Source organism: Kutzneria sp. CA-103260 (assembly GCF_018263855.1).
GTDB lineage: Bacteria > Actinomycetota > Actinomycetes > Mycobacteriales > Pseudonocardiaceae > Kutzneria.
Genome location: NZ_CP073318.1, coordinates 2004083 through 2030767 on the forward strand (window position 1 = coordinate 2004083; position 26685 = coordinate 2030767).

The window sequence follows — 26685 nt, forward strand, 5'->3', positions numbered from 1 at the left end:
TCCGGCTCTGTCCCTTAGACCCGCAGTGCGCGCAGCGTGGCGTCCGTCCGCTCGACCGGACGGAGCAGGATCCGGGCGTCGGCGATGACGCAGCCGGTCGCGTACGCGATGAGCGGGTTGAGATCCATCTCCGCGACCTCGGGCAGCAGCTCGGCCAGCCGACCGACCCGCATCACCGTGGCCGCGACGGCGTCCACGTCGACGCCGGCCAGCGCCTTCGGCGCCGGCAGGGCACGAAGCAGGTCGTGGCTGTCGACGTCGGTGACCGGCACCAGGCAGCTGACCCGTTTGTCGATCACGTCGGTGTCGGTGCCGCCCAGACCGAACACGACCAGCGGCCCGAACGAGGCGTCGCCGACGACGCCGACCAGAAGCTCCCGGCCAGGGGCGGCCATCGGCTGCACGAGATAGCCGAGCAGGTCGCCGCCGAAGTGGGTGCGCATGGACTTCGCCCGGTCGCGCAGCTGGGACTCGTCGGTGATGCCGAGTGCGACACCGCCGCCGGCGCTCTTGTGCAGCAGACCCCGTGCCACCGCCTTGAGCGCGACGGGCCCGGACAGTGTCTGGAAGGCCGCGGCGGCCGCGTCCTCATCGGCCGCCGCGATGACGTCGAGCGCCGGAATGCCGAAGCAGCGCAGCAATGTCGTCACGTCCGGGGCCGACAGCCAACCGCCGTCCGAGTGGTCGGCGAGGAAGCCGTCGACGAGTTCACGCGCGCCGACGACGTCGATGCCGGCCAGTGCGGGCACAAGACCGGCCGGGCGCCGCAGCCACTGGCCGTAGTGGGCGGCGCGGGCGAGTGCGGCCACGGCCACGGCGGGTTCGGCGAAGCTGGGGAGCTCGGCGCCGACCAGCCGCAGGCTCTCGGGCTGGGTCAGACGCACCGCGACCACCGGCGTGTTCCGACCGGCCGCGCGGGCCTTGACGATGATCTCGGCCAACTCGGTGGACGGGTCGCCGAGGGCAGTCGGCACGGTGATCGCGAGCACGGCGTCGACCGCCACGTCGTCCATCGCCGCGCGCACGCAGCGGCCGAATTCCACGGCCGAGACGGCGGCGGTGGTGTCGATCGGGTTGCCGAGGCTCGCGGTCGCCGGCAGCAGACTGCCGAGCGCGGCGCGCAGCGTCTTCGAGGGCGGCCGGACGTGCAGGTGGTGAGCCGCGCATTGGTCCGCGGCAAGGACTCCGCCGCCACCGGCGTTGGTGATCACGGCGACGCGGAGGCCATCGGGCAAGGGCTGCTTGTCGAGCACCGCGACGGTGGCCGTCAGGTCGGTGAGCGTGTCCACGGCGATGACGCCGGCCTGTCGGTACAGGGCGTCACGGGTGACGGCCGGCGTGGCGCCGGCGGCGGTGTGCGAGGCGGCGGCTCGGCGGGCGACCTCGCTGGTGCCGGTGCGCAGCGCGACGACCGGCATCCGGCGGGCCAGCCGCCGGGCCAGCCGGGAGAACTTGCGGGGGTTGCCGAAGGACTCCAGGTACAGCACAGCTACCCGGGTGGCGTCGTCGAACTCCCACCAGCGCAGCATGTCGTTGCCGCTGACGTCGTACTTGTCGCCGGTGGAGACCATTGTGGACACTCCGAGGCCGGCCGCGGCCAGCTGGTCGACCAGGGCGATGCCGGCCCCACCGGACTGGGTGACCACACCGACGTCGCCGGCGCGGGCCGGCCGGTCGGAGAACGAGGCGTCCAGGCGGATGTCCGGATCGGTGTTGACGATGCCGAGGCAGTTCGGCCCCACGAGGCGGAATCCGCCGCCCTGGACGGTGCCCAGCACCTCGCCGTGCAGCCTCTCCTCGCCGGTGATGCCGGCGGTGATCACGACCACGGCCGGGGCCTTGCGCCGGGCGCACTCGGCGAGCACTGACGGCACCGCGGCCGCCGGCACGGCGACCACGGTGAGGTCGGGAACCACGGGCAGCTCCGGCACGGACGGATAGCAGCGAACCCCGGCGATCTCGACGGCGTTCGGGTTGACGGCCATGATCCGGCCGGTGAAGCCCGCCTCGACCAGCCGCTGGAGGATCGCGTGTCCGACGGTGCCGGGCCTGCGGCCGGCCCCGACCACGGCGATGCTCCGGGGCCGGAGCAGCCGGGCCAGGCTGGCGACGTCGGCGCGGACCTCCCGGTCCGTGACCGAGTCCAGGTAGCGGTCGTCGGGATCGAGCGGGACCACCACACGCACTTCGGGGCCACCGCGGACGACCTCACACGGCAGCCCGAGGTCGTGGAACACGCGCAGCATGCCGGTGTTCTCCGCCAGGACGTCCGCGACGAACCGCCGGATGCCGTGCTCGCGCGCCAGCGACGCCAGGTGCTCCAGCAGGAGCGTGCCGACACCATGCGCCTGCTGCCGGTGGTCGACGGCGAGCGCCACCTCCGCCTCGGCCGGATCGGCGACGACCTCGTAGGTGGCGACGCCGGTGAGCACGCCGTCGACATGCGCGCCGAGCGTGGCGTGCCGGACGTCCGGCGCGGTCAGGTGGTCGGCGAAGGCCTCCAGCCGCGGTGGCCGCAGGGTGAAGAAGCGCAGGTAGATGTCACGTTCGGGCAACGCCTTGTGCAGCAGGCACACGGCGTCGGTGTCCGCCGGTGTGAGACGGCGGACGAGCGCCACCCGCCCGTCCGCCAGCAGCGCGCGCACCCCGGTCATCGCACCGATTCCCGACTGCGCACCCGGACCTCGGCGGCGCCGGCCACGGACTCGGCGATGACCTGGGCCACGTGCCGGTCGGTGGCGTCGTCGAAGTCGTCCACGATCTCGACCACGCCGTCGTGCACGGTCACCGACCAGCGGTCGGCGCCGCCGTACGCGGCCAGGCGCGACCGCACGGCGATCAGCACCGTCGCGTCGTCGGTGGCGATGGCCCGCAGCAGGTCCCGCCTGGTCACGATGCCGACGACGCCCCGGCCACCGTCCACGACGGGCACCGCGCGCACGTGGTCGTCCAGCATCATCCGCGCCAGCACCGCGCAGTCCACGCCGGGCGTGACGGCCACGGCCGGCGTGCTCATCACCTCGGCGACGGTCGGGGCCGGATGCGTCTGGACGTTCTCGTCCCGCCAGATGCGGGTGCGGGCGTCGACCGGGATGCGGTCGCGCAGCACGTCCGCCTCGGTCACCATGCCGACCACGTGGTCGTCGTCGACCACCGGCATCGAGGTGAATCCCCGTTCGGCCAGCAGCGTGGCGATCTCCTTGACCGACTGGTCCGGACGCGCCGTGACCACCGGGCTGCTCATCACGTCCTGGGCCCTCATCGTCAGCTCCTCGCGGTGTGCAGTGCGGACGCCGCGACCGCGACGTCGATGGTGGTGTCGGGGCCGGCGATGACGACCGGGCAGGCCGCCTCGCTCAGCACCTTGCGGTAGGTCCGGCCGCCGAGGCTGTGTTCGCGGTAGCCGACGACGACCATCGACGCGAACTGGGAGTGCCAGGCCAGCGCGTCGGCCGGTTTGCACGCCAGCGTGTGCAGCTGCACGGCCGTCTCCGGGTATCGGCCGGCGAACAGCGAGACCAGGTCGAACACGGAGTTGCGGCGCCCGTTCGCGGTCGCGCCGTACGGGCCGTGCGGCTGGCAGTGCATGGCCCGGACGCCGCGGCCGAGGCGGTGCGCCTCGACGAACGCCCAGCGCAGCGCCTGCTCGGACTGCTCGGTGCCGTCCGCGCCGACCAGGATCGGCCGGGTCTGGTCGGGCCAGGCCGTGCCCGGCGCGACAGCCGCGACCGGGCAGCTCGCCGTGGCCGCCACCGCCGTGGCGATGCCGGCCGTGGCGGAATTCCGGTCCACGACAACCACGTGCGCGTCGGCGACCCGGTCCAGCAGCGCGTCGGCGAGACCGTCATCGGCTGTCGTGGCGGCCAGCGACAGCTCGGGGTAGCGGCTGCGGACCGCCGCGGCCGCGTTGTACAGCGCCGACAGGTGGCCGCCGTCGGCGAGCACGACTCGCAGCGGCGCGTGCAGTCGGCCGGCGTACTCGGCTGCCCAGGTGATCGTCGCCAGCGAATCGGTGTCGGGCGACAGCCCGAGCAGAACGGCCTTCATGGGGTGCCTCCCGGTAGTACGGGCTCGGCGTCGATGAGCAGTTCGGCCACCGGACGTCGGGGAGTGGACGCGACCGGGCTGCCGTGGCCCACGCGCAGGATGGTCTGGGCGTTGACGCCGGCGCCCAGCAGGCGTCGCAGCTCCTCACGGCAGGAGGGCACCTCGATCGGCTGGGCGATGAACGAGGCCGACAACCCGAGCGTGGTGGCGGTCAACAGCACCCGCTGCATGGCCTGGCCGGCGTGCAGCTCGGCCAGCCGGCCCTCGTAGTAGGAGCAGACGACCGCGATCAGCGGCTCCGGCTCGAAGTCCTTGCCCGGCAGCCGTTCCCGCGCCCGGCCGCCGCTGAAGTCGCGCAGCACCCACTGGTCCTGCGGCTCGTGCGCGGGTCCGGCCGCACGGGCCGGCACACCGTCGCGGCGCTCGCCGCCGTGCCCGGTCCAGCGCTCCAGCTCGGCCCGGAACTCCACGTTGGCCAGCTGGACCTGGTGGGCCCGGACGACCAGGGCGTGCAGGCGGTTGCGCTGGACGGGATCGGTGACCGGGTGCAGCCAGGAGCGTTCGGACTGCGCCGCGTGGACCAGCTCGCTCAGCTCGACCGGCGTCACCCGGTCGTTCAGGAACGGCTTTCGGTTGGTGTGCCGGGCCGGGATCGCCCGACGCAGGTCGAGGACGCCGTCGGCCGGCGTCACGTGTCCGCCCCGCCGGACCACGGCCAGTGCCCTCGTGCCCCGGGGCAGCAGCGTCAACAGTGGTCGGACGCCCAGGGCCTCCAGCGCGATGCGCAGGTTGGCCAGGGCCGCGCCGCACGCCAGCCGCAGCTCCTTGTCGTCCGGGTCGGTGGCCAGCAGCCGGCGCGTCAGGTCGGCGTGCAGCTCGATCCGGTCGGGCAGCACCCGGAACTGCCACGGCTGGCTGTTGTGCACCGATGGCGCCGTCGCCGCCGCCTCGAGGACGGCGGCCACCTCGGCCGGGCTGAGCCCGAGGCTGGCGGGAACTGGACTGGTCATGGCTCCACGATGATTGTCGGGACAACGTCGCGGACACGGTCCAAAGTCATGGTGGACCAGGGCCCTCGACCACGAGATCCGTACGACCCTTTGCCCCGACCCGATGCGGTGGCAGGCTTTCCGGAGTCAACGCCAGATCAACGGGAGCGCCGGATGCCAGATCCCTCGAGAATGCTCGGCAGCCTGCGGCTGGACGAGCTGCTGGCCGAGGTTCAGGAGCGGCTGGCCGAGATCGTCAAGACCAGGGACCGGGTCCAGGGCCTGCTGGACGCGGTGCTGGCCGTCGGCTCCGGCATCGAGCTGGACTCCACGCTCAACCGCATCGTGCGGGCGGCGGCGGACCTGGTCGACGCCCGCTACGGGGCGCTCGGCGTGCTGGCCAACACCGGTGACGGGCTTTCCGAGTTCGTCTACCTGGGCATCGACGCCGACCAACGCAAGCTGATGGGGCATCTGCCGGAGGGGCGAGGCCTGCTCGGATTGCTCATCCACGATCCCAAGCCGATCCGGCTGGCCGACCTGACCACCCATCCGGCTTCGGTCGGCTTCCCGGCCAACCACCCGCCGATGCACAGCTTCCTCGGCGCGCCCGTGCTCGTCCGCAACGAGGTCTTCGGCAACCTGTACATGACCGAGAAGCGCGGCGGCGGCGAGTTCACCGCCGACGACGAGGTCGTGCTGCGGGCGCTGGCCGCGGCCGCCGGCGTGGCGATCGAGAACGCCCGCCTGTTCGAGCGGTCCCAGCAGCGGCAGCGGTGGCTGGAGGCGTCGTCCGAGATCCGCGCCGAACTGCTCGGTGGGGCCACTGTGGACGATGCGCTGCGGCTGGTCGCCCTGCGGGCCTTGGAGTTGACCGACTCGACGTGCGCGATGGCGCTGCTGGCCGACGGCGATGACACGCTCACCGTCAGCGGTGCGGTGGGGTCCCGCGCCGATCAGCTCGCCGATGTCGCGCTGCCCCACGGACGTCGGCTGCTCGACGACGCCCCGCGCCTGATCGCCGACCTCGCCCAGGAGCTCGACGGCGGTCTGGCCGGCGACGTGCTCGGTCCCGGCCTGGTCGTCGAGTTCCGCACCTCCGACGGCGGTTCCGGCGCCCTGCTCACCGCCCGTGAGAAGGGCGGTGTCGAGTACCGCCCCGACGACGTCCCGCTGGTGACGTCCTTCGCCGACCAGGCCGCCATGGCCCTGGAGCTGGCCGACAAGCAGCGGACCAAGGGCCTGCTCGACCTGCTGGCCGATCGCGACCGGATCGCCCGGGACCTGCACGACCACGTCATCCAGCGGCTGTTCGCCACCGGTCTGAGCCTGCAGGGCTCGCTGCGCATGATCCCCGACGCCGAGGCCCGCAAACGGATCCAGCACGCCGTCGGCCAGCTCGACCAGACCGTCATGGAGATCCGCACCTCCATCTTCGACCTGCACACCGCCGACGAGGTCTCCAGCCTGCGCCGCACCCTGCTCGACGTCGTCTCCGAGCTCACCGACGGCACCGACGTCTCCCCGTCGGTCCGCATGTCCGGCGCCGTCGACACCCTGGTCCCGCCCGAGGTCGCCCCGCACGCCGAGGCCGCCCTCCGCGAGGGCCTGAGCAACGCTCTGCGCCACGCCCGGGCCACGCAGATCGTCGTCACCATCGAGGCCGCCAAGGACTTCATCGTGGACGTGTTGGACGACGGCGTCGGCGTGCCGGAGACCCTGGCCCGCAGCGGCCTGGCCAACATCGAGAACCGGGCCTCGACGTTCGGCGGCACCCTCACCGTCGTCCCCTGCCCGGACGGCGGCACCCGCTACACCTGGAAGGTCCCGATCCGGCCGGGCACGTGACCCGTATCGTCGGCGGCGTCGACCGGTGGCGTGGAGAGGGAACGGGTGGACCTGGGGCTGCTCGGCCAGGCCGTGGGCATGTTCGCGGTCACCAACATCGACGACCTCGTGATCCTGGCGGTGTTCTTCGGGCAGTGCCGGCAGCGGCGCGGCGCTGAGGCCAGGGTCGTGGTCGGCCAGTACCTGGGGTTCGCGGCGATCCTGGCGACGTCGGTCGTGGGCGCGTTCGGCGCCGATCTGCTGCCGGACCGGGTTGTGCCCTACCTGGGCCTGGTGCCGCTGGCCCTGGGTGTGCGCGCCGGCTGGACCGCCTGGCGCGACCGCCGCGGGGCGGCCGCCGGAGGCGAGCCGATCGCGGACGCCGGTCCGACCGTTCTCGCCGTCGCCGCCGTGACGTTCGCCAACGGCGGCGACAACATCGGCGTCTACGTGCCGGTGTTCGCCTCCGCTGGGGACGGGGGACTGGTCGTGTTCACGGTGGTCTTCCTGGTGCTCACCGGGATCTGGTGCGCGTTCGGCCGGTTTCTCGCGACCCGGCCGGCGAGCGCCAGGGCCTTGTCGCGGTGGGGACATCTCGTGCTGCCGGCGGTTCTGATCGGCATCGGCGCGCTGATCCTCGTCGACGGCGGCGCGTTCGGGCTATGACCCGCGCTTGTCCTTGAGCTCGGTGGCCAGCACGGCGGCCTGGGTGCGGCGCTGCATGCCGAGTTTGGCCAGCAGGTGGGAGACGTAGTTCTTGACGGTCTTCTCGGCCAGGAACATGCGTTCGGCGATCTGGCGGTTGGTCAGGCCCTCGCCGATGAGTTCGAGCACGACGCGTTCCTGGTCGGACAGGACGGCCAGCGGGTCGGAGCGCTGTTGCTGGTCGCGGCGCAGGCGGGCGAGCAGCGCCGAGGTGGTGTGGGTGTCGAGCAGGGACTGGCCGCCGGCGACGGTGCGGATGGCGTTGACCAGGTCGCTGCCGAGGACCTGCTTGAGCAGGAAGCCGGCGGCGCCGGCCATGATGGCGTCGAACAGGGCGTCGTCGTCGGAGAACGACGTGAGCATCAGGCACTGCAGCTGCGGCATGGCGGAGCGCAGCTCCCGGCACAGCTCGACGCCGTTGCCGTCGGGCAGCCGCACGTCGAGGACGGCGACCTCGGGCTGGGAGGCGGGAATCCGGACCAGGGCCTCGGCGACCATGCCCGCCTCGCCGACGACCTTGAGGTCGGACTCGCCCTCCAGCAGGTCGGAGATCCCGCGCCGGACGATCTCGTGGTCGTCCACCAGGAACACGCCAATGGTCATCGCCGCCACCTCCGGGTAGAGCGTTCCACGGTCGAGTGAGTCGGTCACGCCACACCCAGGTTCACGTCGTCGGTCTCGTGCTGGATGGCCCCGGTGACGCCGACGACGCCGGGCATGGCCCAGGCGATGCGGATGGCGGCGACGGCCTGGCTGCGCCGGGGGACCCGGCCGCCCAGGGTCACGACGCCTTCGTCGACGGTCGCGGTGACGCCCGCGGGCAGGGCCCTGAGCACCCGGCCGCGGATCACGTCGTCGGGGACGAGGAACAGGCGCAGCACGTCGGCGCGGGACAGGACGCCGATCAGCCGGCCGTCGCCCTCGACCACGAACAGCCGGCGGACGTCGGCGCGGCTGAGCTTGCTCGCCGCGTCCTCGACGGTGGCGTCCGGGCCGATCGTGACGACGGGCGAGCTCATCAGCCGCTCCGCGGTGCCGGCGTGCGCCTTCTGGCTGCGCACCCCGTACCCGGAGGACAGCACCTCGTCCAGGCCGCCGCGCATCTCCTCCTTGTGGATCAGATCGGCCTCGGAGACCACGCCGGCGACGTGGCCGGCGGCGTCGACCACCGGCACGGCGCTGACCCGGTGCTCGGCCAGCGCCCGCACGATCTCCTTGAACGGGGCGTCGGCGGTCACGGCGATGACCGGGGTGGTCATCACCGATCGCACGGTCGGGTAGCTCATGGCTGGCCTCCAGTTCGGGATGGCACCAGCACACCGCGTGCGGACGCGCGCGGACAGTGCCATCGCGCCCGGGACCCATGGGACCTGTGGCTCTGGTTGCCACGGGCGCGCGGGCGTGAGCCTCGATGACACGGGCGCCGACGAGCCCGGCGCCGCCGGTCCGGACGAGTGAGGAAGACATGATCGTGGTGGGAGTCGACGGCACCGAGATGTCGCGGAAGGCCCTGGAGTGGGCCGTCAACGAGGGGCAGGTCCGGCACACGCTGGTGCACGTGGTGCACGCGTGGCAGTTCGACCCGACGACGGATCCGCTGCCGAGGGAGCAGTCGAAGGAGGATTCCACCGCGCTGCTCGCCCGCCAGGTCGCGACCGTGACCGGCGTGCCGCGGCCGGAGAACATCAGCTACTCCAGCGTCCAGGGCGACGCCGCGCGCGTGCTGCACGAGGTCAGCGAGGGCGCGGACCTGCTCGTGCTGGGCAGCCACCAGCGCGGCCCGGTCGGCGAGTTGCTGCTGGGCTCGGTGAGCCGGGAATGCGTGCGGCACGCCACCTGCCCGGTCGTGGTGGTGCCGGCCGCAGGGTCGTAAGTCCTGGGTAGGTAGGGACCTCGGCCGTGGCCTACGGCCCTGGGACCCACCGCCGCCTGCCGCGACGCTGAATGCGACGAATTCAGGGACCGACGAATTCAGGGACACGGCGGGAGAGTGGTGACGATGAACCCGGTGTGGCGGCTCGCCCGGCGGCTGGGGTTCGGGCGCAACAGCCTGCGCCGCCCGCTGGACCGCGTCGACGGCGTCGTGGTCGGGCTCGCGGTCCTGCTGGGCGCGGCGATCGTCGTCGCCGGTGTCGTGTTCGGCCTCCAGCTCGGCGGCTATGAGGCGGGCGTCGCGGCCCAGCAGCAGGCCACCAGGACGACGACCACCGCGGTGTTGCTGGGGGATTCCGACGCCTCCCAGACCGCGCTGGCCCGCTGGACCACCGCCGACGGCGCTGTCCACACCGGATCCATCGACGTCGTCGCGGAGCAGCGCGCGGGGACGACCGTGCAGATCTGGACCGACCCGACCGGCGCGGTCGTGAGCCGCCCGATCGGCTTGCTGGAAGTTGTGCTGCTGGTCGTCGTGACGCTGGCCGCCGGCTACAGCGTGGCCTTCATTCTGTTGCGTGGCCTGGTGTTCCTGGCGCGGCTGCCGATCGAGCGGTGGAGCGCCCGGGCCTGGGACCGTGACTGGGCGCGGACCGCGCCCCGCTGGAAGCAGCGCCGTCATGGCTGACACGGCCCGGACTTTGATGCTTGAGGTGCCGGCGGTCGCGCCGGAGACCGACGTCGCCACGGTGATCCGCCTGATGCGCCGGATGGGCGTGCGCCACCTGCCGGTGGTCGAGCAGCGCCAGTGCGTCGGCCTGGTGGGGGAACGGGAACTGGCCGGCGCCACCGGCCCCGACGACCTCGTCGGCCTGCTGTGCCGACGCCCCGCGCCGTGCGTGCCGCCGGACGCGGACCGCCGCCGCATCGACGAGCAGTTGTGTCGCGAGCACGCCGACGCGCTCGGTGTGCTCGACGGCGTGCGGTTCGTCGGCCTGCTGGAGGGAGATCAGCTGTGAGCGAGTGGACCGCCATCGAGACTGCCGCGATCGTACGAGCCGCCCGTGGCGCGCCGGTGCTGTGCCGCGAGCAGCCGTGGGTGCTGGAGTTCCGGGGACACGGCGTCGAGCTCCGGGAGGTGATCGGCGGCGAGCGCCGCGACCCGGGCGGCATCGACCGGCTGCTGTCATGCGGTGCGGCGCTGGCCAACGTCGTGCTCGCGGTCCGCGCTCTTGGCTGGGACATCACCCTTGAGGTGGAGGCCGGGGCGGATCTCGTCGGCCGCGTGACAGCCGTGCGGTCCGAGCCGCCGTGCCCGCGGGAACTGGAGCTGTACCGAAGCATCGCCGCGCCGGACGTCATGCGCCGCGGCCACGGCGGCGCCGAGGAACTGCACCGCCTGACAGCGATCTCCCATTTCCGGACTGCACGCCTCGAACCGGTCGGCGGCGTCCCGTTCGCGGCCATCCTGCACGACGCGAGCCGGCAGCTGGACGGCGATCGGCGGTGCGCCGCCGAGCTCGCCCCCTGGCAGCGGCAGTTGGCGCTCACGGGACCGACGGCCCGGCGCAGTGCGATCGCCGCCATGGCCGACCGCCTGGCCGTCCGACCGATGCTCGCGGTCGTCACGGACTCCGACGTCCGGTCGGACCACGTGCTCGCCGGCGCCGTCATACAGGTCGCGATGCTCGCCGCGCCGGGGCTCGGCTTCATCCCGCACGCGGTGGTGCGGCCCATGCACCTTCGTGACACCCGGCTGCGGCTGATGAACGCCTTCGCGTTCAGCGGTTTTCCCCAAGCCCTGCTCGGCCTCACCCCGGCCGAGCTCAACCCCTGGAGCCAGACATGACGAACACCATAACCGTAGGCGTCGACGGCTCCGCGCCGTCGATGAGCGCGGTCCATTGGGCCGCCGGGGAGGCGCACCGGCGGCACGCGGTGCTCCGCGTGGTGCACGGGCACTCGATCACCACGCCGAGGCTGCCGTCCGGGTTCCTGGTCGAGGCCAGGGCCGCGGCCCAGCACTGCCTGCGCGACGCCGTGAAAGCGGCGCAGGAGGCGTGCCCGGTACTGGACGTGGAACCCGTGCTGGAGCTCAAGCCCGGCATCGACCTGCTGGCCGACGAGTCCGAGAAGGCCGTCATGGTCGTGATCGGAGTTCGCGGCCGCGGCGGCTTCCGCGAGCTGGTGGTGGGTTCCACGGCCGTGGCCCTGACCGCTCGCGCGCGCTGCCCGGTGATTGTCGTGCGGGGCAGGGAGACCGCCGGCGGGCCGATTGTCGTTGGCGTGGACGGTTCGCGGGCGAGCGAGGCGGCGTTGGCCTTCGCCTACGACATTGCCTCGCGGCGTGGGGCCGAGCTGGTCGCGGTGCATGTGTGGAGTGACGTCGTGTCCGTGTGGGGCGGTTCGGTGCCGATCCCGGACCTGGACTGGGACGCCGTCGCCACCGATGAGCGAATCGTGTTGTCCGAGCGGCTGGCCGGCTGGCGTGAGCGCTACCCGGACACCCCGGTGCGCCAGGTCGTGTACGAGGACCGGCCGGCGCAGCGACTGATCGCCGAATCCGGGGGCGCGCAGCTGCTCGTCGTCGGTTCCCTCGGCCGGGGCGCGCTGGCCAACGCGCTGCTCGGGTCGGTCAGCCATGCGGTGCTGCACCACGCGCCGTGCCCCGTCGCCGTCGTGAAGTCGGAGTGATTGTCATGCATGTCTTGCTGACGGAACAGAATCCCGGACAGGGCAAGGACTTGGCCCTCCGGCTGCGCTACCTCGGCTGCACGGTGAGCACCTGCCACTCCGACAACACCGACATCTGCAACGGCGTCGTGCCCGGCGGCTGTCCGCTGGAGGGCCTGCGGCCCGCGGCCATGGTGATCGACGTGCGCGGGGAGAAGGAGTTCACCGCCCACGAATACGGCGCGGTGTGCGGGGCCCGGGCCGGGCTGCCGGTCGTGCTGACCGGGCTGGGCTGGCACGACAAGCCGCCCGTGCCGGACGGCCTGCGCTCCCGCGTGACGGCCATCCGGCAGAACGCCCTGCTGGTCGGCTGTGTCGACGCGCTGCAGGACGAGAAGACCGTGAACAAGCGGGAAAACCAGTGAACGCGCTGGACACCTACGGGGTGTTCCGCGGGCGCGTCTCCACCGCGCACATCCCGGTGGCCTGACCGGCCCGACTTTATTGTGTGCTGTGCACGAAGTTGTGGAGGTGTGGGCGGCCGCTTGTCGATCACTTCGGGGGAGCCCGTCAGCGTGTTACACCCGAAGGTGCGGTCTTGGCGCTCGGCGGCGCTCGCGGGGTTAACGTTGAAGTTTCAACGACGATGCCACGGTCGCCGCTGGGAGAAGGGAAACGCCGTGGAGACCGCCGGGGAGACGCTGCGCAGAACGCTGGCCGCGATGGCCAGGTACGTGGGGGTGCGCGACCGAAGACCGGACTGGCGCGTGGTGCTGGGGCGGGTGCTGCTGGACGCCAACCCCAAGGACGACCCCAAGGCGTTCCTGCAAGCCCTGGTGGAGGGGGCCGCCGGCGTCGGCGACGCGGACACCGGCACGCTGACGGTGCTGGTCGAGCAGGGCCGGTGGCTCCAGGTGGCGATCACGGCCGGCGGCCTGCGGGAGTGGACCGGCCGGTGGCTCCCGGTGGCCGGATCGGTGGCGGCGCTGGCCATCGAGGCCGGACGCGCGGTGATAGTCGACGACGCCACGCTCGACGCCCGCACCGTGCACTCGGCGCGCGCCGCGCACCTCGGGCCCATCCTGGTGGCGCCGGTGTGGCTGGGAGCGCGGATCGTCGGGGTGGTCGCGCTCGGGCGGTTCGCGGGCCGGCCGGCCTTCGGCCTGGCCGACCGGGAGATGCTGGCCGGCTTCGCCGAGCACATGGGGTGGGCGGTGGCCCACACCGGGGCGGAGGCGCCGCCGAGCAGCGACGTCGAACGGCGGGACCCGACGGCGGCGCAGCTGTTCGACATCACCCTCGAGCTGTCCCGGATCGCGGCCAGCGCCGGCGACGGCGTCGCGCTCCGCCTGGCCGGCCCGATCGCCGCGCTCGCGGCCGTGATGAGCAGGCTGGACGGCGAGGCCAGGCCGACGCACCGGCCGGGATCGTTGCTGCGCGCGGAGCTGCTGGCGACCTTCCTGGCCGAGACCGCGGAACAGCAGCTCGCCGCCCACGTGGAGATCCCGACGCCGCTGGGGGACGCCCCGGACGACGTCCGCCGGGCGATGTCCGAGTGGCTCGGCCGAGGCGTTCGGCTGGCCGGGCAGTGCGGCGTCAACCGCTGGGCGCAGCTGACGATCTCAGCCGGCCCGACCTCGGTCGAACTCGCGCTGCGCTATGAGGGACGCCTGCCCGACGAGGCCACGCTGGCCCGGTTCGGGGTGCCGTCGCTGGCCGGTGACGTGACCTCGCGCGGGGACGCCGAACGCACGGTGGTGGTGGCCCGGTCGTTCGACACGAGCGGCGGAAGCGCGCGGTGAACGCCGCGCAGACCCGGTTCTCCGGATCGGGGGCACAGCGGCAGCTCAAACAGGCCGCCGTCGAGTACGCGGGGCACGGCTGGCCGGTCGTGCCGGTGTCGTTCTACCAGGCCGGGCGCTACACCTGCGTGCAGGCCGACTGTGCCGAGAACACCCTCCACCCGGTCTGGCGGATGTGGCAGGGGCGCGCCAGCGCGAATCCGAAGACGGTCGCGGCCTGGTACGGCCTGCTCGCCTTCGCGGTGGCGGTCCGCACCGGCGTCTGCTTCGACGTCGTCAGCGTGCCGGACGTGGTCGCGACGAGGGTGCAGGCGGCGCTCGCGGCACAGCACACGCCGACGCCGGTCGCGGTGTGGCGGGAGCGTCGCCGGCGGCTGTTCTGGGTGGCCCACGACCTGCCGTGGCGAGCTGCCCTGGAGCATGTCGAGGCGCGGGTGCACGGCGACGGCGACTGGGTGCCGGTGCCGCCGACACCGACCCGGTACGGACAACTGCAATGGGCTATGCCGCCCGAGCAGACCGACTGGGGCTTCGTCGGGCACGAGGCCTTCCACAACGCGCTCGCCGCCGTCGACGCCGACCGCCCCTGATCAGCGGGCCACGATGACCGGGCAGGCCGCGTGGTGGATGAGGGCGTGGCTGGTGGAGCCGAGCAGCATGCCGGCCAGTCCGCCGCGGCCGCGGGAGCCGACGACGACGAGTTGGGCGCGGGCGGACTGGCGGACCAGGCCGCGGGCGGGGCGGTCGCGTTCGACGACCCGGCGGATCTCGACCTCGGGGTAACGCACCGGCCAGCCGGCCAGGCGCTCGGCGAGGACCTGTTCCTCGGCGTCGCGGATGGCGTCCCAGTCGAGCACGAAGGGCTGGTTCTGCACGCCGGGCTCGAACGAGGTGTCGTTCCACACGTGGTAGGCGATCAGCGGCACGGACCGCAGGGCGGCCTCGTCCATCGCGAAGGCGAGGGCGGCGTCGCTGGTGGGAGAGCCGTCGATGCCGACGACAACGGGAGCGTGCGGATCGGCGATGCCGCCACGGATGACGGCCACGGGGCAGCGCGCGTGGGCGGAGAGGTTGACGGTGACGGAGCCGGCGAGCAGCTCGGCGAAGCCACCGCTGCCACGGGATCCGAGCACGAGCAGACTGGAGTGGGACGACTTGTCGCTGAGGGCGTCGAGGACCCCGTCGTCGACGAGCTCGGTGGTGGCGGAGACCTCGGGGGCGATGGTCCTGACGACGGAGACCGCCTCGTCGAGCAGCTTGCGGCACCGTGCGGCCATGTCGGCGTTCATGCTGGTGGCGGGCGGCTCCCCGGGCGGCACGGTGATCAGGTGGCCGACGTGCACGATGTCGAGCGGCAGGTGTCGGAGCTCGGCCTCGACGGCGGCCCAGCCCAGGGCCCGCTCGGCGGCGCCCGATCCGTCGACGCCCACGGTGACGGGCAGAGTCATGATGGCCTCCGGCACGAAGCGGTGCGCACCACGGCGACCGGGCAGGCGGCATGGTGCAGCAGGGCGTGGCTGGTGGATCCGAGCAGGACCCCGGCGACCGGACCGCGGCCGCGCGTGCCGACGACCACGAGCTGCGCGTGCTTGGACCGTTCGACGAGGGCGTGCGCCGGGTTGTCGAGCGCGGTTGCCAGTTCGAGGCGAACGGTCGGGAACTTCTCCCGCCACTGGGTCATCCGCTCGGCCAGCATGCCGCGCATCGAGTCGTTCAGCGTCTCGAAGTCCGGGGCGTACGGCACGGTGTCCCAGCCTCGGCCGAGCGCGCCCTCGGTCCAGGTGTGCACGGCGATCAGCGGCACGTCACGCAGCGCGGCCTCGGCGAACGCCCATTCGGTCGCCTCGTCGGCGCTGCCGCCGTCGACACCGACCACGATCGGCCCGGAGGTGGGCGGCGGCACCTGGGGTCCGGGCGACCGGACGACGACGACCGGGCAGTGGCCCCGGGTGGTGACGCCGATGGCCGTGGACCCGGTGAGCAGGCCGGCGAACCCGCCGATCCCGCGCGTGCCGAGGACCATCGTGTCGGCTCTGGTCGACGCGGCCACCAGGGCGTCGACGACGTGGCCGGACAGCAGCTCGGTGGTCGTCGTGACCGTCGGCGCGGCCCGCCCGGCGGCGGACGTGGCGTCGGTGAGCCAGAGATGGGCCTGGGTCTGCGCCGTGTCGACGTTGGCCACGACATGCGCGATGGTGAGCGGGACGTCCCGGCGGGCGGCTTCCCGCACCGCCCAGAGCACGGCCCGATGGGCCGAGTCGGAACCGTCGAAGCCGACGACGATCGGCGCCTTGCTCATGACGACCTCCTCCCGGTCGTGCCTACGGCGTGATCACGCCGAAGCGGTGGTCCCCGCGCCGGTGCGCGACGTGTCCGCGGCCGGTGCGCCGGTCGGTGTAGAACAGCCAGGGCTCGCCGGTCAGCACCAGGCGCTGGATCGCCGCGGTCTCGGTGAGCGTCGGCCGTTCGGTGACGAACCCGTACTCGCCGTCGGGGTTTCGCCACACGATCGCCTCGCGGCCGGTGGTGGCGTCCACGTGCAGGCCGAATTCCTGCCCCAGTTGGTCGAGCGCGAGCACGGCCTGTTCCGGCGAAGCGCACGCGGGCATCCGGGTCACGTGCCGGACGACCACCGGAGTCTCGTCCACTGTGGACGGATCATCGACCCGGGAGTGCTTGCGCCGGCCGTGGGCCAGGTCGAGCAGTTGACGGCGGAGGGTGGTGCGCACCCGGTCGGTGGCCTCGCCGATGGTGGCGCCGGTGCCGACTGCGACCAGCCGGGCGCCGCGCATCGCGAGGGTGGCGTGCGCGACCACGGGTGTCCGCACCCGATCGGACGGGGTGGAGAACCGGACAGTGCCGCCGATGATCGGCCGTGGCGCGTACCGGGCGAGGGAGAGGATTCTCGCGCGCACCCGGTACGCGCCGTCGGCGGCGAGTCCGCCGAGTTCCACGTCGATGGTCGACGACTGTGCCAACGGTTCGACTCGCATCGTGGGCTCCGATCGGCCATGAAGTTGTGCCACCTCCATGGCACTCCGCCGCAAACCCGTTCAGCAGGGCACAAAGCCCTGTCCGGCCCCGGCCGAACGGCGTGAAACCGAGATGACCGCGGGCCGTGGCGCCGGCTCGGCGGACGGACGAGCCTGGGTGGCGGAAGGAGTGAGCGATGATGGCTGGCAACGGAAAGATCGTGGTAGGCGTGGACGGCTCGGACGCGAGCCTGGACGCTGTGCGCTGGGCGTTGGACGAGGCCCGTCGGCGCGGTGCCGAGGTGCACGCGGTGACCGTGTGGCACACCGACCCGCCGCCGGTCGAGGGACCGCCGCCGATGGTCGGCATTCCGTATCGGGCCAAGGAATCCGCCCTCGCGGACGCGCAGGCCATGCAGGACCGCGTCATGGACGCTGTCCAGGGCGTGGCTGAGGGCGTCGCCGTGCACCGGCACATGGTCGCCCAGTGGCCGCAGCGGGCCCTGGTGCACATCTCCGCCGACGCCGACCTGCTCGTGCTCGGCCGGCAGGGTCACTCGTGGCTGGCGGAGAAGCTGCTCGGCTCGGTGAGCGCCTACTGCGTGCGGCACGCCACCTGCCCGGTCGTGATCACCCCGGCTCGGCCGACCGTGAAGGCGGAGGAGCACCACCTGGTCGAAGCGCCCGCGACGCCTGGCCCCCTGTACTGACATGGAGGAACAGGGCTACTTCAGCCTCGCCCCGAGCTCGCCCAGCACCTGATCGACCAGCGCCGGCACAGCCCGCGCCACCTGGTTGCTCAGGCCGACGCCGAGACTCAGGTCGGCGGCCTCCACGGCGTAGACGACGAGCCGGCGGGGCATGCGGCCAAGGGCGGTCGCCAGCGCCACCGCTTCCGGGATGCCGAGGCCGTGGGAGCTGGCGCCGCCGTGTGTGGGCGGCGCCGTGGCCGTGCGGTGGATCCGGCCGGGCGTGGCCGGTTCGCACACGACGGCGTCCACGATCACGGCCAGGTCGGCGTCCTCCCAGGCCAGCAGCAGACCGGCGGGTTCGCCGTCGGACTGCACGGCATGACCGCCGCGCTGGGCAACCGCCACGGCGACGTGCAGGCCGACGGCGTCGTCCCTGCGGTAGGGGCTGCCGACGCCGATGACGACGTTCACGCCTGGGTCCGGGTGAAGTCGAGGAAGTGCGCGGAGCAGGAGATGCACGGGTCGTAGTTGCGGATGGTCCGCTCACACAGGGATGTCAGCTCGTCATCGGGGAGGGCGAGGTTGGCGGTGACCAGGCTGTGCAGGTCGGCCTCGATGGCGGCCTGGTTCTGCGACGTCGGCGGCACGATCTCGGCGGAGATGAGCAGCCCGTCGTCGTCGACGCCGTAGCGGTGGTAGAGCAGGCCGCGAGGGGCCTCGGTGACGCCGTGGCCGACGCTGGGAAGCGGTGGCACGTCAACGTGTGCGGGCTCCGGCGGCTCGTACCCGGAGATCAGCCGCAGGGCCTCGTCGACGGCGTAGACCAGCTCGACGGCCCGGACCACGATGCTGCGGAACGGATTCCGGCACGACGACCCGAGACCGGCGGCCGCGGCGGCCTCCCGGGCCAGCGGGGACAGCTGGGCGTGGTTGACGGTGTAGCGGGCGAGCGGGCCGGTGAGGTAGCGCCGGCCGTCGAGGGAAGCGTGCAGGGCGGTGGAGTGCGGCACCTGGCGCTCGACGACGTGTGAGGAGAAGGCCGCCACGGGAAAGTCCAGGCCGCTGCTGGAAACCAGCCGGCCCCGGGTGATGGCGTAGCGGTCGTCCTCATGCACGGCGAGAAGTTCGTGCGCCAGCTCCAGATCGGGGAAGTCGAAGCCGCCGACCCAGCGGACCGTCGCCAGCGCGACGTCCAGGGCGGCGCGCAGCTGTTCGGCGACCGGCGCGAGCTCGGCCCGGGTCGGTGCCCGAAAGAAACCGCCGACCCGCACGTTGATCGGATGGATGGGCCGCCCGCCGACGGCTTGCAGTAACGCGTTGCCGGCCTTTTTCAGCGCCAGGCCGCGTTCCACGGCGCCACGGTGGTCGGCGGCCATGGTCATGGCGTCCGGGTAGCCGAGGAAGTCGGGCGCGTGCAGCAGGTACACGTGCAGGGCGTGGCTGGAGATCCACTCGCCGCAGTACAGCAGCCGGCGCAGTGTCTCGATCGGCTCGGGCACGGTCACCTCGCAGGCGTCCTCGATGGCGTGGCACGCGCTGAGTTGGTAGGCGACCGGGCAGATGCCGCAGATGCGGGCGGTGATGTCCGGCGGCTCGGTGTGCGCGCGGCCGCGCAGCAGCGCCTCGAAGAACCGGGGCGGCTCGTAGATCCGGAGCTCGGCGCGTTCGACCGCGCCGTCCCGGACCACGACGTTGAGCGCCCCCTCGCCCTCGACCCGGGCCAGCGCGCTGACCCGGAGCTGACGCGCCCGGTGGCTCATCTCGCCGCCTCCCGGCGGAAGTCGGTGAACGTGCGGAACGCCCGGTCGATGGCGTCCTCGGACAGGCCGCAGGCGCGCAGTTGCGCGGTCAGGGCCACGATGTTCGGCTGATCGACCGGACCGAAGCAGCCGAAGCAGCCGCGCCGGTACGCCGGACACAGCGCCCCACAGCCGGCGTGCGTGACCGGGCCGAGGCAGGGCGTGCCGTCGGCGACCATCACGCACGTCAGGCCGCGGCGCTTGCACTCGGTGCAGACGCTGGCATCCGGCAGATCGGGCTTGCGCCCCACCAGGAACGCCGACAGCACCTCCAGCAGTTGGCGCCGGTCGATCGGGCAGCCGCGCAGCTCGTAGTCGACGGGCACGTGCGCGGAGATCGGCGTGGACGTGGCCAGTGTCTCGATGTGGGACGGGCTGGCGTAGACGAGCGACCGGAACTCCTCGACGTCGGCGAAGTTCCGCAGCGCCTGGATGCCGCCGGCGGTCGCGCACGCGCCGATCACGACCAGCACCCGTGACTGCGTGCGGACCTCGCGGATCCGTTCGACCTCCTCCGGCGTGGTGATGGAGCCTTCCACCAGCGAGACGTCGTACGGGCCGGGCGCCACGGCGCTGCTGGCCTCGGTGAACCGCGCTATGCGCACCGCGCCGGCGAGGGTGAGCAACTCGTCCTCGCAGTCGAGCAGGGTCAGCTGGCAGCCGTCGCACGAGGTGAACTTCCACACGGCCAGACTGGGTGGACTCATCACAACTCCCTGACGGACAACAGGTCCGCGGCCCGGGCGTAGTCCACGACCGGCCCGTCCCGGCACACCAGCAGCGGACCGAGCTGGCAGTGCCCGCACCGGGCGACGCCGCACTGCATGTTGCGCTCCAACGAGATCCGGATCCGGTCGGCGGGAACTCCGCGCCGCAGCAGGATGTCCGCGCTGAACCGCATCATCGGCTCCGGGCCGCAGATGAACGCGGTCGTCGCCGCCGGGTCGATCGGCAGCCGGGACAGCGGCTGCGTGACGAACCCGACCGACCCGGTCCAGCCGTCGGCGGCGTGGTCCACGGTCAGTTCCATGGCCATGTCGTCCCGGGCCGACCACCACTTCAGCTCGTCGGCGTACAGGAACTCCCGTGGCGTCCGTGCCCCGGCGACGACGATCACCCGGCGGTACCGCCAGCGCTGGGCCAGCACTGCCAGCACCACGGGTCGCAGTGGGGCCAGCCCGACGCCACCGGCGACGACCAGCACGTCCCGTTCCCAAGCGCGCCAAGGCTCCCACCCGACGCCGTACGGACCGCGAACGCCGACGACAGCGCCGGGCTCGGCGTCGTGCAGGGCGCGGCTCACCGCCCCGACGGCGCGGATCGTCTGCGTCAGCACGGAGTCCACAACGGACGGATCTCCGCTGACCGACACCGCGATCTCGCCGACGCCGTGCGCGTACAGCATGGTGAACTGTCCCGGCTGGAACCGGGGGATCGACCGGTCGAGCGGCGTCAGACGCAGCGTGACGGAATCGACGGTCTCCACGGTCCGGCCGGTGACCACGTACCGCGCCGGGAGCATGTCCGTCACAGCGGGCTCATCGGCGTCTCGGCGGGATTGCGGTACAGGTCCAGCAGCCGGGCCCGGGTGGTCTGCAACCGGTCCAGCACCATGGCCAGCATCGCGACCGCCACCGGGTAGCCGAAGGTCGGGTCGTGCTCGGCGAAGGCCCGCAGCTGGTCGGTGTCCAGCTCGATGGCCACCGTCGGGGCGACGGCGACCGCGCCGAAGTGCCAGCGTGGCGGGTCGACCAGCCAGGACCACCCGACCACCTCGCCGGGGCCGACGGTCTGCACGACCACCGGCCCGCGACCGGGAATCCCGGCGTCGATGGCCACGCACCCGCGCTGCACCAGCCAGCAGCCCCGGGCCGGCGTCCCTTCGGTGAACAGCCGGTCGCCCGCGGCGAAGGTCACCTCCTGGGCGGCGCCGGACAGCACCGCGATGTGCGTCTGCGACAGGCCCGTCAGCAGCGGGAACGCGCTGAGCCGGTCAGACATCGACATCGTCGCCACTCCTTTCCGCCGCCAGCGCGGCCACCTCGGCGGTGATGTCGATCCCCACCGGGCACCAGGCGATGCACCGGCCGCAGCCGACACAGCCGGACTCGCCGAACTGGTCGTGCCAGGTGCCGAGCTTGTGGGTGAGCCACTGCCGGTAGCGGCTCGCCGCGGAGGTGCGGACGCTGCCGCCGTGCAGGTACGAGAAGTCGACCTCGAAGCAGGAAGCCCAGTGCTCCCAACGCTCGGCGTGCTCGCCGGTGAGGTCGGTGACGTCCTCGGTGGTGGTGCAGAAGCACGTCGGACAGACCATCGTGCAGTTGCCGCAGGTCAGGCAGCGCTCGGCGACGTCGTTCCAGCGCCGCGCCTGCCGACTGTCCCGCAGCAGCTCCCGAAGGTCCAGCTCCGGCATCGCGCGGCCCATCCGGTCGGCCGCGGCCGTGACGTCCCGCAGCGCCGCCGCGACCTCGTCGAACCGAGCTTGCCGGCGCGTGACCATGCGCAGCATGCGCTCGCCGGCCCCGGTGCCGGCCTCGGCGAGGAACCAGTGCCCGGTGTCGTCGATCCGTTCCGTCAGCGCCAGGTCGTAGCCCTGGCGGACGCCAGGGCCGGTGCCGGTGCTGGCGCAGAAGCACAGTCCGCCGGGCTCGGTGCAGTCGACCGCCACGATGAACGGCCGGATCCGGTTGCCGACGACACGACCGAGCACGCCCAGCGCCGCGAGATCGCAGCCGCGCACCCCGAGGAAGGCCAGCTCGCGGTTGTCCGGCGGCGGTTCCTCGAAGCCGGTTTCCGTTGTCTCCCAGAGCTTTCGCCGTGCCGGGTGGACGAACTGCTTCCACGACTGCGGCCCGGCGGAGTGGCAGAACAGCGCCTCGTCGTCTCGGCGCCGGACCCGGTAGCGGCCCGGTGCCACGTCCACGCCCCAGCCGGCCGGCAGGTCGGCGACACCGGTGATGTCGTCCAGCACAATCGCGTTGTCACGCAGGCGCGGTCCGATCACACGGCGCCCGTCGGCGATCAACGCCCGCACCAGCTCGTCCAAGCCGTCCAGGCCGAAGGCGTCCATCACAGCACCTCGCCGACCCGCACGCTCATTGCCCCTGCCTCCCGAAGATGTCGTCGATGGGACGCCGCGGCGTGGCCGGCAGCGGCGCGGTGTTGACCGGGGCCCAGCCGACCCGCAGCACGATCTGCGGCACGCCGAAGCCGTCCAGCACGCGGTCGCGGACCAGGTCGCGGGTCGCCTCGACCTCCAGCACCTGGCTGAGCGGGCAGGTGGCCATCCGGAAGTCGGTGGCCCACAACAGGACCGAGCTCATCGGCTCGCCGGCCCGCAGCCGCGACTCGGTGGTGTCGGTGGCCGTGGCCAGGACCAGCAGCTCGCCGGCGTCGTCCTCCCACCGGTCGCCCGGGTCGGTGAGCTGGCCGTTGGGAAAGGCCCGCATGGTGGTGTCGCCGTGGCGGCGCTCGCCGGCGGGGATGTTGGTCGCCGGCACGCCTTCGGCGACGAACGGGCTGCGTCCGGCCCAGGCCGCCAGCTCGGCGGCGTAGGCGAGGTCGGCCTCCTGCCGGGTCGAAGCCTCCGCCAGCGCCCGCACCAGCTGGTAGCGGTCGTCGGGCTCGGTCGTCGGCATCAGCACGGCGCCGAACGTGCCGGCCGTGCGGGCCAGGTCGGCGAGCAGCTCGGCGGGCACCGGCCAGGAGGTGTAGCGGCGGCGGTCGGTGCGGCGGCGCTGGATCGCCGCCGCCAGCGCGATGTCGTCCCGGCTCGGTTCCCGTGGCCGGAAGTCCACCGCGGCGAGGTGATCGGGCTGGTTGGGGTTGGGCAGCCGGTGCACGTGCGTGGCCCAGCCGGACGCGGCCATCGTCACCTGGAGGTGGTGCAGCGCGGCTCCGCAGGACAGCATCAGGTCCCGCCCGTCGGGGTCGGTCGCCGGCAGCAGCCGGGCGGCGTCGGCGTACAGGTGCAGCGAGGTCGTGCCGTGCAGCCAGCGCCACGGCTGCGAGTTGTGGATCGACGGCGCTCGCGCCGCCAGCGCCACCGCGGCGCGCAGCGTCTGCAGGTCCGGAGTCGCCATCATGGTGCGCACCTCTCCCGTGCCGCCCGCAGCAGCAGCCGGCGCTCGGCCGAGCCGATCTCGGCCCGGGTGGCGGCGAGCGCGTCCCGATTGACCGACACCGATGTGATGCCCATCCGCACCAGCTGCTCGGCGAAACCCGGCTTGGTGGACGGGGCCTGGCCGCACAGCGAGGTGGTCATGCCGTTCTCGCGGGCGGCGGTGATGATCCGCTCGATGGTGTCCAGCACCGCCGGGTCGGCCTCGTCGAACAGGTCGGCGCAGATCTCGGAGTCGCGATCCACGCCCAGCACCAACTGGGTGAGGTCGTTGCTGCCGATGGAGATCCCGTCGATGCCCAGCCGCGCGTACTCCGGAATCCAGTACGCCACCGAGGGAACCTCGGCCATCACCCAGCGGTGCAGCCGGCGGTCGTGCCCCAGCGGGCTGGCGTCGATGGCGGCGAGGCAGGCACGCAGCTCCCACAGCGTGCGCACGAACGGAATCATCAGGTGCAGGTTGGGCGTCTGCTCCCGAACCTTGGCCAGCACGGCCAGTTCCAGCGCGAACAACTTGGGCTCGCGGACGTAGCGGTAGCAGCCGCGGTAGCCGATCATCGGGTTGTCCTCGACCGGCTCGAAGTCGCCGCCGCCGTTCAGGTGCCGGAACTCATTGGTGCGGAAGTCGATCGCCCGGTAGATCACCGGCCGCGGCGCGAAGGCGCGGGTCACCCGCAGCAGCGACTCCGTCATCCGTGCGGTGAACTTCTCGCTGCCGCCGTCGCGGGCCATCAGCGCCCGCGGGTGCTCGCCGTCCAGCGCCTCGGTGACCATGAACTCCGCGCGCAGCAGCCCGACGCCGTCGACGGGCAGCGCCGCGACCTCCTCGGCGTGCTCGGGCATCGCCAGATTGACGTACACCTTGGTGCCCAAGGTTTCCGTGGTCGGCGCGGCCACGGGCGTGATCTGCGGAACGGTGTGTGCGGCGGGCTCCAGCCGGCCGGCGAAGACCTTGCCGGCCGCGCCGTCGACGGTGACGGTCTCGCCGTCCCGCAGCACCTCCGTGGCGTTGCGCGTGCCCACGACGCAGGGCACGCCCAGCTCTCGGGCCACGATCGCGGCGTGGCAGGTCATGCCGCCGCCGTCGGTGACCAGCGCGGCGGCGCGGCGCATGGTCGGGACCCAGTCCGGAGTGGTCATGACCGCGACCAGGATCTCCCCGTCCTGGAACCGGTTGCCCTCGCTCGGGCCGGCCAGCCGGCGCACCCGCCCGGCGGCCCGGCCCGGAGACGCCGCGAGCCCGGCGAGCAGTTCGGAACCGGCGGCCTGGGCGGATTCCCGGCCGAGGGTGGTGATCGGGCGGGACTGCACCAGCCAGGTCCGGCCGTCGGCGATCGCCCACTCCAGGTCCTGGGGGCTGCCGTAGTGCTCCTCCACCCGCAGCGCCAGCCGGGCCAGCTCGATTGCCTCGTCGTCGGTCAGCACCCGGCTCGCGCCGGTCTGCGCGTCGAGATCGATCCGCAGGTCGTGGCCATCCGGGCCGCGCACGATCTTGTGGGTCTGGCGCCCGGTGCGGGCGTGCAGCAGGCGCGGCCCCTGCTTGGCCACGACGTAGGTGTCCGGTTCGACGGCGCCGCTGACCACCACCTCACCCAGCCCGTACGCACCCTCGATGACGATGCGGCCGCGGTCGCCGGTGGACGGGTCGGCGGTGAACGCCACGCCGGACCGGGCCGAGTCGACCATCAGCTGCACCGCGACGGCGATCGCCGGCTCCTCGTCGACCTGCGTGCTGGCGCGGTAGGCCACCACCCGGGGCCCGAACAGCGAGGCCCAGCAGTCGACCAGGCGCGCCAGCACCTCCTGGATGCCGTGGGTGTTGGTGTAGGTGGCGTTCATGCCGGCGAAGGACGTGCCGGCGGTGTCCTCGGACGTCGCCGACGACCGGACCGCCACCTCGGCGCCGTCGCCCAGTTCGCGATACGCGGCTTCGATCTCCGCCCGGATCTCGTCGGCGACCCCCGCCTTGCGCACCAGCGCCTGGACCCGCTCACTGGCGGCCGCCAACTCGGGCGTCTGCGACAAGTCGAACGCCGTGCGGAACGCCTCGGCGACCTCGCCGCGCAGACCGGCGCGGTCCAGCGAGTCCAGGTACGCCTGCGCGGTGACCACGAAGCCGGCCGGCACCGGCAGCCCGGCCCGGGTCAGCTCGCCCAGGTTGGCGCCCTTGCCGCCGGCGACCGCGGTGTCGTCCCTGCCGAGTTCGCCGAAGTTCTTCACATAGCGCGACATGCCAGCTCCTTCATTGAGCGCGCAGGATGTCGCGCAGCCGGGTGTATTCCTGCTCGTCGATCTCGCCGCGGGCCAGCCGCTCGGCCAGCGCCTGCTCGGCGCTCGCGTGCCGCCGCGTGCCGACGTGCCGCAGCGCCAGCACGAGCACCGTGACCACGCCGCCCCAGAACACGAGCATGCCGATCGCCGCCGTCAGCGGCATCACCCAACCCGCGTCGGGGCCGTAGTACCAGGGCATCATGACGTGCCTCCGTGGCGCGGGACCGGTTTGAGCGGCTCGTGGTCGAAGTCCACGAACTTGCCGTGCGCACGGTCGATCTCGCGGTCGTCACGGGCGAAGGTCAGCTGGTTGTGCACGTCCACCACGCCGTCGACGCCACGTGTCAACGTGCCGGCGATGTCGACCAGCGCCTCGGTCTCCACCTGCCCGCGCAGGTTCGCGACGCCGGACTGCACCTCGACGGACACCTCGTTCGGGTCCATCCACAGCGCGCGGCCGAAGACTTCCGTCAGGATCTCCTCCCGCAGGTCGCGGTCCGAGCGCAGGAACACGCCGAGCATGTCGCGGCGGCTCACGACGCCGACCAGCCGGCCTTCGGCGTCGACCACCGGCAACCGGCGGACGCCCTCCTCGGCCAGCAGTTTCGCCGCGTGCGCCACGGTGGCGTCCGGGTGCACGCACACCGCCGGCGAGGTCATCAGCTGGGCGGCGACGCGGTGCGGGTGGTAGCCGTGCCGGCCGCCGGCCCAGAACGGCTTGCGCTTCTCGGTGGTGCCGTGCAGCAGGTCGGTCTCCGACACGATGCCGACCACGCGATCGTCCTTGTCCAGCACGGGAACGCCGCTGACGCGCCGTTCGGCGAGCAGCGCGACGACGTCCTTGAACGGGGTGTCGCCGCGCACGACGGCCACGTCGGTGGTCATCACGGCGCTGATCTCTCGGTGCCTCACCGTC

The 26685-nt window shown here is 72.8% G+C and carries 30 protein-coding genes; 11 read left to right on the forward strand and 19 right to left on the reverse strand.

The features are described from left to right. Positions 1-14: 14 nt before the first annotated feature. From JJ691_RS08800 to JJ691_RS08815, 4 genes are read right to left on the reverse strand one after another with little or no spacing between them, the layout of a single operon-like run. A complete protein-coding gene (locus tag JJ691_RS08800; protein WP_211768276.1) occupies positions 15-2654 on the reverse strand; it encodes a bifunctional acetate--CoA ligase family protein/GNAT family N-acetyltransferase in 2640 nt (879 codons plus the stop codon). Beyond that, complete coding sequence (locus tag JJ691_RS08805) at positions 2651-3262, reverse strand: CBS domain-containing protein (RefSeq protein WP_211768277.1); 612 nt, start codon at positions 3260-3262, stop codon at positions 2651-2653. Before JJ691_RS08805 ends, JJ691_RS08800 begins: the two co-directional genes overlap by 4 nt. Positions 3263-3264: 2 nt before the next feature. Further along, a complete protein-coding gene (locus JJ691_RS08810) occupies positions 3265-4047 on the reverse strand; it encodes a universal stress protein (protein WP_211768278.1) in 783 nt (260 codons plus the stop codon). Beyond that, the gene (locus JJ691_RS08815) at positions 4044-5057 is read right to left on the reverse strand and encodes an Acg family FMN-binding oxidoreductase (protein WP_211768279.1); all 1014 of its coding nucleotides are present in this window, start codon (positions 5055-5057) and stop codon (positions 4044-4046) included. Before JJ691_RS08815 ends, JJ691_RS08810 begins: the two co-directional genes overlap by 4 nt. Positions 5058-5210: 153 nt before the next feature. On the opposite strand from JJ691_RS08815, the gene JJ691_RS08820 reads away from it, so the two are divergent. Both JJ691_RS08820 and JJ691_RS08825 read left to right on the forward strand, forming a co-directional pair. Continuing rightward, complete coding sequence (locus JJ691_RS08820) at positions 5211-6884, forward strand: sensor histidine kinase (protein ID WP_211768280.1); 1674 nt, start codon at positions 5211-5213, stop codon at positions 6882-6884. 45 nt (positions 6885-6929) lie between these two features. Continuing rightward, positions 6930-7529 (forward strand): cadmium resistance transporter, encoded by a 600-nt coding sequence (locus JJ691_RS08825; RefSeq protein WP_211771367.1) that lies wholly within the window; start codon positions 6930-6932, stop codon positions 7527-7529. Here the strand turns inward: JJ691_RS08825 and JJ691_RS08830 are convergent. Continuing rightward, positions 7524-8171 carry a response regulator gene (locus tag JJ691_RS08830; RefSeq protein ID WP_211771368.1) on the reverse strand — a complete coding sequence of 216 codons (648 nt, stop codon included), beginning with the start codon at positions 8169-8171 and terminating at the stop codon, positions 7524-7526. The two genes, JJ691_RS08825 and JJ691_RS08830, sit on opposite strands and share 6 nt — an antisense overlap. 44 nt (positions 8172-8215) lie before the next feature. Further along, entirely contained in the window at positions 8216-8854 is a 639-nt protein-coding gene (locus tag JJ691_RS08835; protein ID WP_211768281.1) for a CBS domain-containing protein, read from the reverse strand. A 179-nt stretch (positions 8855-9033) separates the two neighbouring features. On the opposite strand from JJ691_RS08835, the gene JJ691_RS08840 reads away from it, so the two are divergent. From JJ691_RS08840 to JJ691_RS08875, 8 genes are all read left to right on the forward strand, one after another. Then, positions 9034-9441 carry a universal stress protein gene (locus JJ691_RS08840; protein WP_211768282.1) on the forward strand — a complete coding sequence of 136 codons (408 nt, stop codon included), beginning with the start codon at positions 9034-9036 and terminating at the stop codon, positions 9439-9441. Positions 9442-9567: 126 nt separating this feature from the next. Next, positions 9568-10128, forward strand: coding sequence for an Rv1733c family protein (locus JJ691_RS08845; RefSeq protein ID WP_211768283.1), 561 nt, complete (start codon positions 9568-9570; stop codon positions 10126-10128). After that, positions 10121-10459, forward strand: a complete 339-nt coding sequence (locus JJ691_RS08850) for a CBS domain-containing protein (protein ID WP_211768284.1) — start codon at positions 10121-10123, stop codon at positions 10457-10459. The genes JJ691_RS08845 and JJ691_RS08850 overlap by 8 nt, the downstream gene beginning before the upstream one ends. Continuing rightward, entirely contained in the window at positions 10456-11289 is an 834-nt protein-coding gene (locus JJ691_RS08855; RefSeq protein ID WP_211768285.1) for a hypothetical protein, read from the forward strand. The genes JJ691_RS08850 and JJ691_RS08855 overlap by 4 nt, the downstream gene beginning before the upstream one ends. Then, a complete protein-coding gene (locus tag JJ691_RS08860; RefSeq protein WP_211768286.1) occupies positions 11286-12134 on the forward strand; it encodes a universal stress protein in 849 nt (282 codons plus the stop codon). The genes JJ691_RS08855 and JJ691_RS08860 overlap by 4 nt, the downstream gene beginning before the upstream one ends. Before the next feature lie 5 nt (positions 12135-12139). After that, the gene (locus JJ691_RS08865) at positions 12140-12538 is read left to right on the forward strand and encodes a hypothetical protein (RefSeq protein ID WP_211768287.1); all 399 of its coding nucleotides are present in this window, start codon (positions 12140-12142) and stop codon (positions 12536-12538) included. 255 nt (positions 12539-12793) lie between these two features. Further along, entirely contained in the window at positions 12794-13915 is a 1122-nt protein-coding gene (locus JJ691_RS08870; protein ID WP_211768288.1) for a GAF domain-containing protein, read from the forward strand. After that, a complete protein-coding gene (locus JJ691_RS08875; protein WP_211768289.1) occupies positions 13912-14505 on the forward strand; it encodes a bifunctional DNA primase/polymerase in 594 nt (197 codons plus the stop codon). The genes JJ691_RS08870 and JJ691_RS08875 overlap by 4 nt, the downstream gene beginning before the upstream one ends. Here the strand turns inward: JJ691_RS08875 and JJ691_RS08880 are convergent, their stop codons facing one another. Genes JJ691_RS08880 through JJ691_RS08890 form a run of 3 tightly spaced genes read right to left on the reverse strand, consistent with a single transcriptional unit; the run spans position 14506 to position 16908 of the window. Then, a complete protein-coding gene (locus tag JJ691_RS08880; RefSeq protein ID WP_211768290.1) occupies positions 14506-15363 on the reverse strand; it encodes a universal stress protein in 858 nt (285 codons plus the stop codon). It lies immediately after the preceding gene. Beyond that, entirely contained in the window at positions 15360-16214 is an 855-nt protein-coding gene (locus JJ691_RS08885; protein WP_211768291.1) for a universal stress protein, read from the reverse strand. Before JJ691_RS08885 ends, JJ691_RS08880 begins: the two co-directional genes overlap by 4 nt. Before the next feature lie 22 nt (positions 16215-16236). Beyond that, entirely contained in the window at positions 16237-16908 is a 672-nt protein-coding gene (locus JJ691_RS08890) for an HPF/RaiA family ribosome-associated protein (protein ID WP_211768292.1), read from the reverse strand. Positions 16909-17087: 179 nt separating this feature from the next. Between JJ691_RS08890 and JJ691_RS08895 the strand changes: the two genes are divergently transcribed. Beyond that, positions 17088-17597 (forward strand): universal stress protein, encoded by a 510-nt coding sequence (locus JJ691_RS08895; protein WP_211768293.1) that lies wholly within the window; start codon positions 17088-17090, stop codon positions 17595-17597. A 15-nt stretch (positions 17598-17612) separates the two neighbouring features. Here the strand turns inward: JJ691_RS08895 and JJ691_RS08900 are convergent, their stop codons facing one another. Genes JJ691_RS08900 through JJ691_RS08945 form a run of 10 tightly spaced genes read right to left on the reverse strand, consistent with a single transcriptional unit; the run spans position 17613 to position 26681 of the window. Further along, positions 17613-18050: a hydrogenase maturation protease gene (locus JJ691_RS08900; RefSeq protein ID WP_211768294.1), complete on the reverse strand. Its 438-nt coding sequence runs from the start codon at positions 18048-18050 to the stop codon at positions 17613-17615. Continuing rightward, positions 18047-19339 (reverse strand): Ni/Fe hydrogenase subunit alpha, encoded by a 1293-nt coding sequence (locus JJ691_RS08905; protein WP_211768295.1) that lies wholly within the window; start codon positions 19337-19339, stop codon positions 18047-18049. Before JJ691_RS08905 ends, JJ691_RS08900 begins: the two co-directional genes overlap by 4 nt. Next, positions 19336-20085: an oxidoreductase gene (locus JJ691_RS08910; RefSeq protein ID WP_211768296.1), complete on the reverse strand. Its 750-nt coding sequence runs from the start codon at positions 20083-20085 to the stop codon at positions 19336-19338. The genes JJ691_RS08905 and JJ691_RS08910 overlap by 4 nt, the downstream gene beginning before the upstream one ends. After that, on the reverse strand, positions 20085-20900 hold the full coding sequence (locus JJ691_RS08915; RefSeq protein WP_211771369.1) for an FAD/NAD(P)-binding protein: 816 nt from the start codon (positions 20898-20900) through the stop codon (positions 20085-20087). Before JJ691_RS08915 ends, JJ691_RS08910 begins: the two co-directional genes overlap by 1 nt. A 5-nt stretch (positions 20901-20905) precedes the next feature. After that, positions 20906-21385 carry a Crp/Fnr family transcriptional regulator gene (locus JJ691_RS08920; protein WP_211768297.1) on the reverse strand — a complete coding sequence of 160 codons (480 nt, stop codon included), beginning with the start codon at positions 21383-21385 and terminating at the stop codon, positions 20906-20908. Further along, positions 21372-22448 carry a 4Fe-4S dicluster domain-containing protein gene (locus JJ691_RS08925; protein WP_211768298.1) on the reverse strand — a complete coding sequence of 359 codons (1077 nt, stop codon included), beginning with the start codon at positions 22446-22448 and terminating at the stop codon, positions 21372-21374. Before JJ691_RS08925 ends, JJ691_RS08920 begins: the two co-directional genes overlap by 14 nt. A 25-nt stretch (positions 22449-22473) precedes the next feature. Beyond that, complete coding sequence (locus tag JJ691_RS08930; protein ID WP_211768299.1) at positions 22474-23463, reverse strand: Acg family FMN-binding oxidoreductase; 990 nt, start codon at positions 23461-23463, stop codon at positions 22474-22476. Beyond that, entirely contained in the window at positions 23460-25730 is a 2271-nt protein-coding gene (gene ppsA, locus JJ691_RS08935) for a phosphoenolpyruvate synthase (RefSeq protein ID WP_211768300.1), read from the reverse strand. The genes JJ691_RS08930 and ppsA overlap by 4 nt, the downstream gene beginning before the upstream one ends. 10 nt (positions 25731-25740) lie before the next feature. Beyond that, positions 25741-25971: an SHOCT domain-containing protein gene (locus JJ691_RS08940; RefSeq protein ID WP_211768301.1), complete on the reverse strand. Its 231-nt coding sequence runs from the start codon at positions 25969-25971 to the stop codon at positions 25741-25743. Further along, positions 25968-26681 (reverse strand): CBS domain-containing protein, encoded by a 714-nt coding sequence (locus JJ691_RS08945; protein ID WP_211768302.1) that lies wholly within the window; start codon positions 26679-26681, stop codon positions 25968-25970. Before JJ691_RS08945 ends, JJ691_RS08940 begins: the two co-directional genes overlap by 4 nt. Positions 26682-26685: the final 4 nt, after the last annotated feature.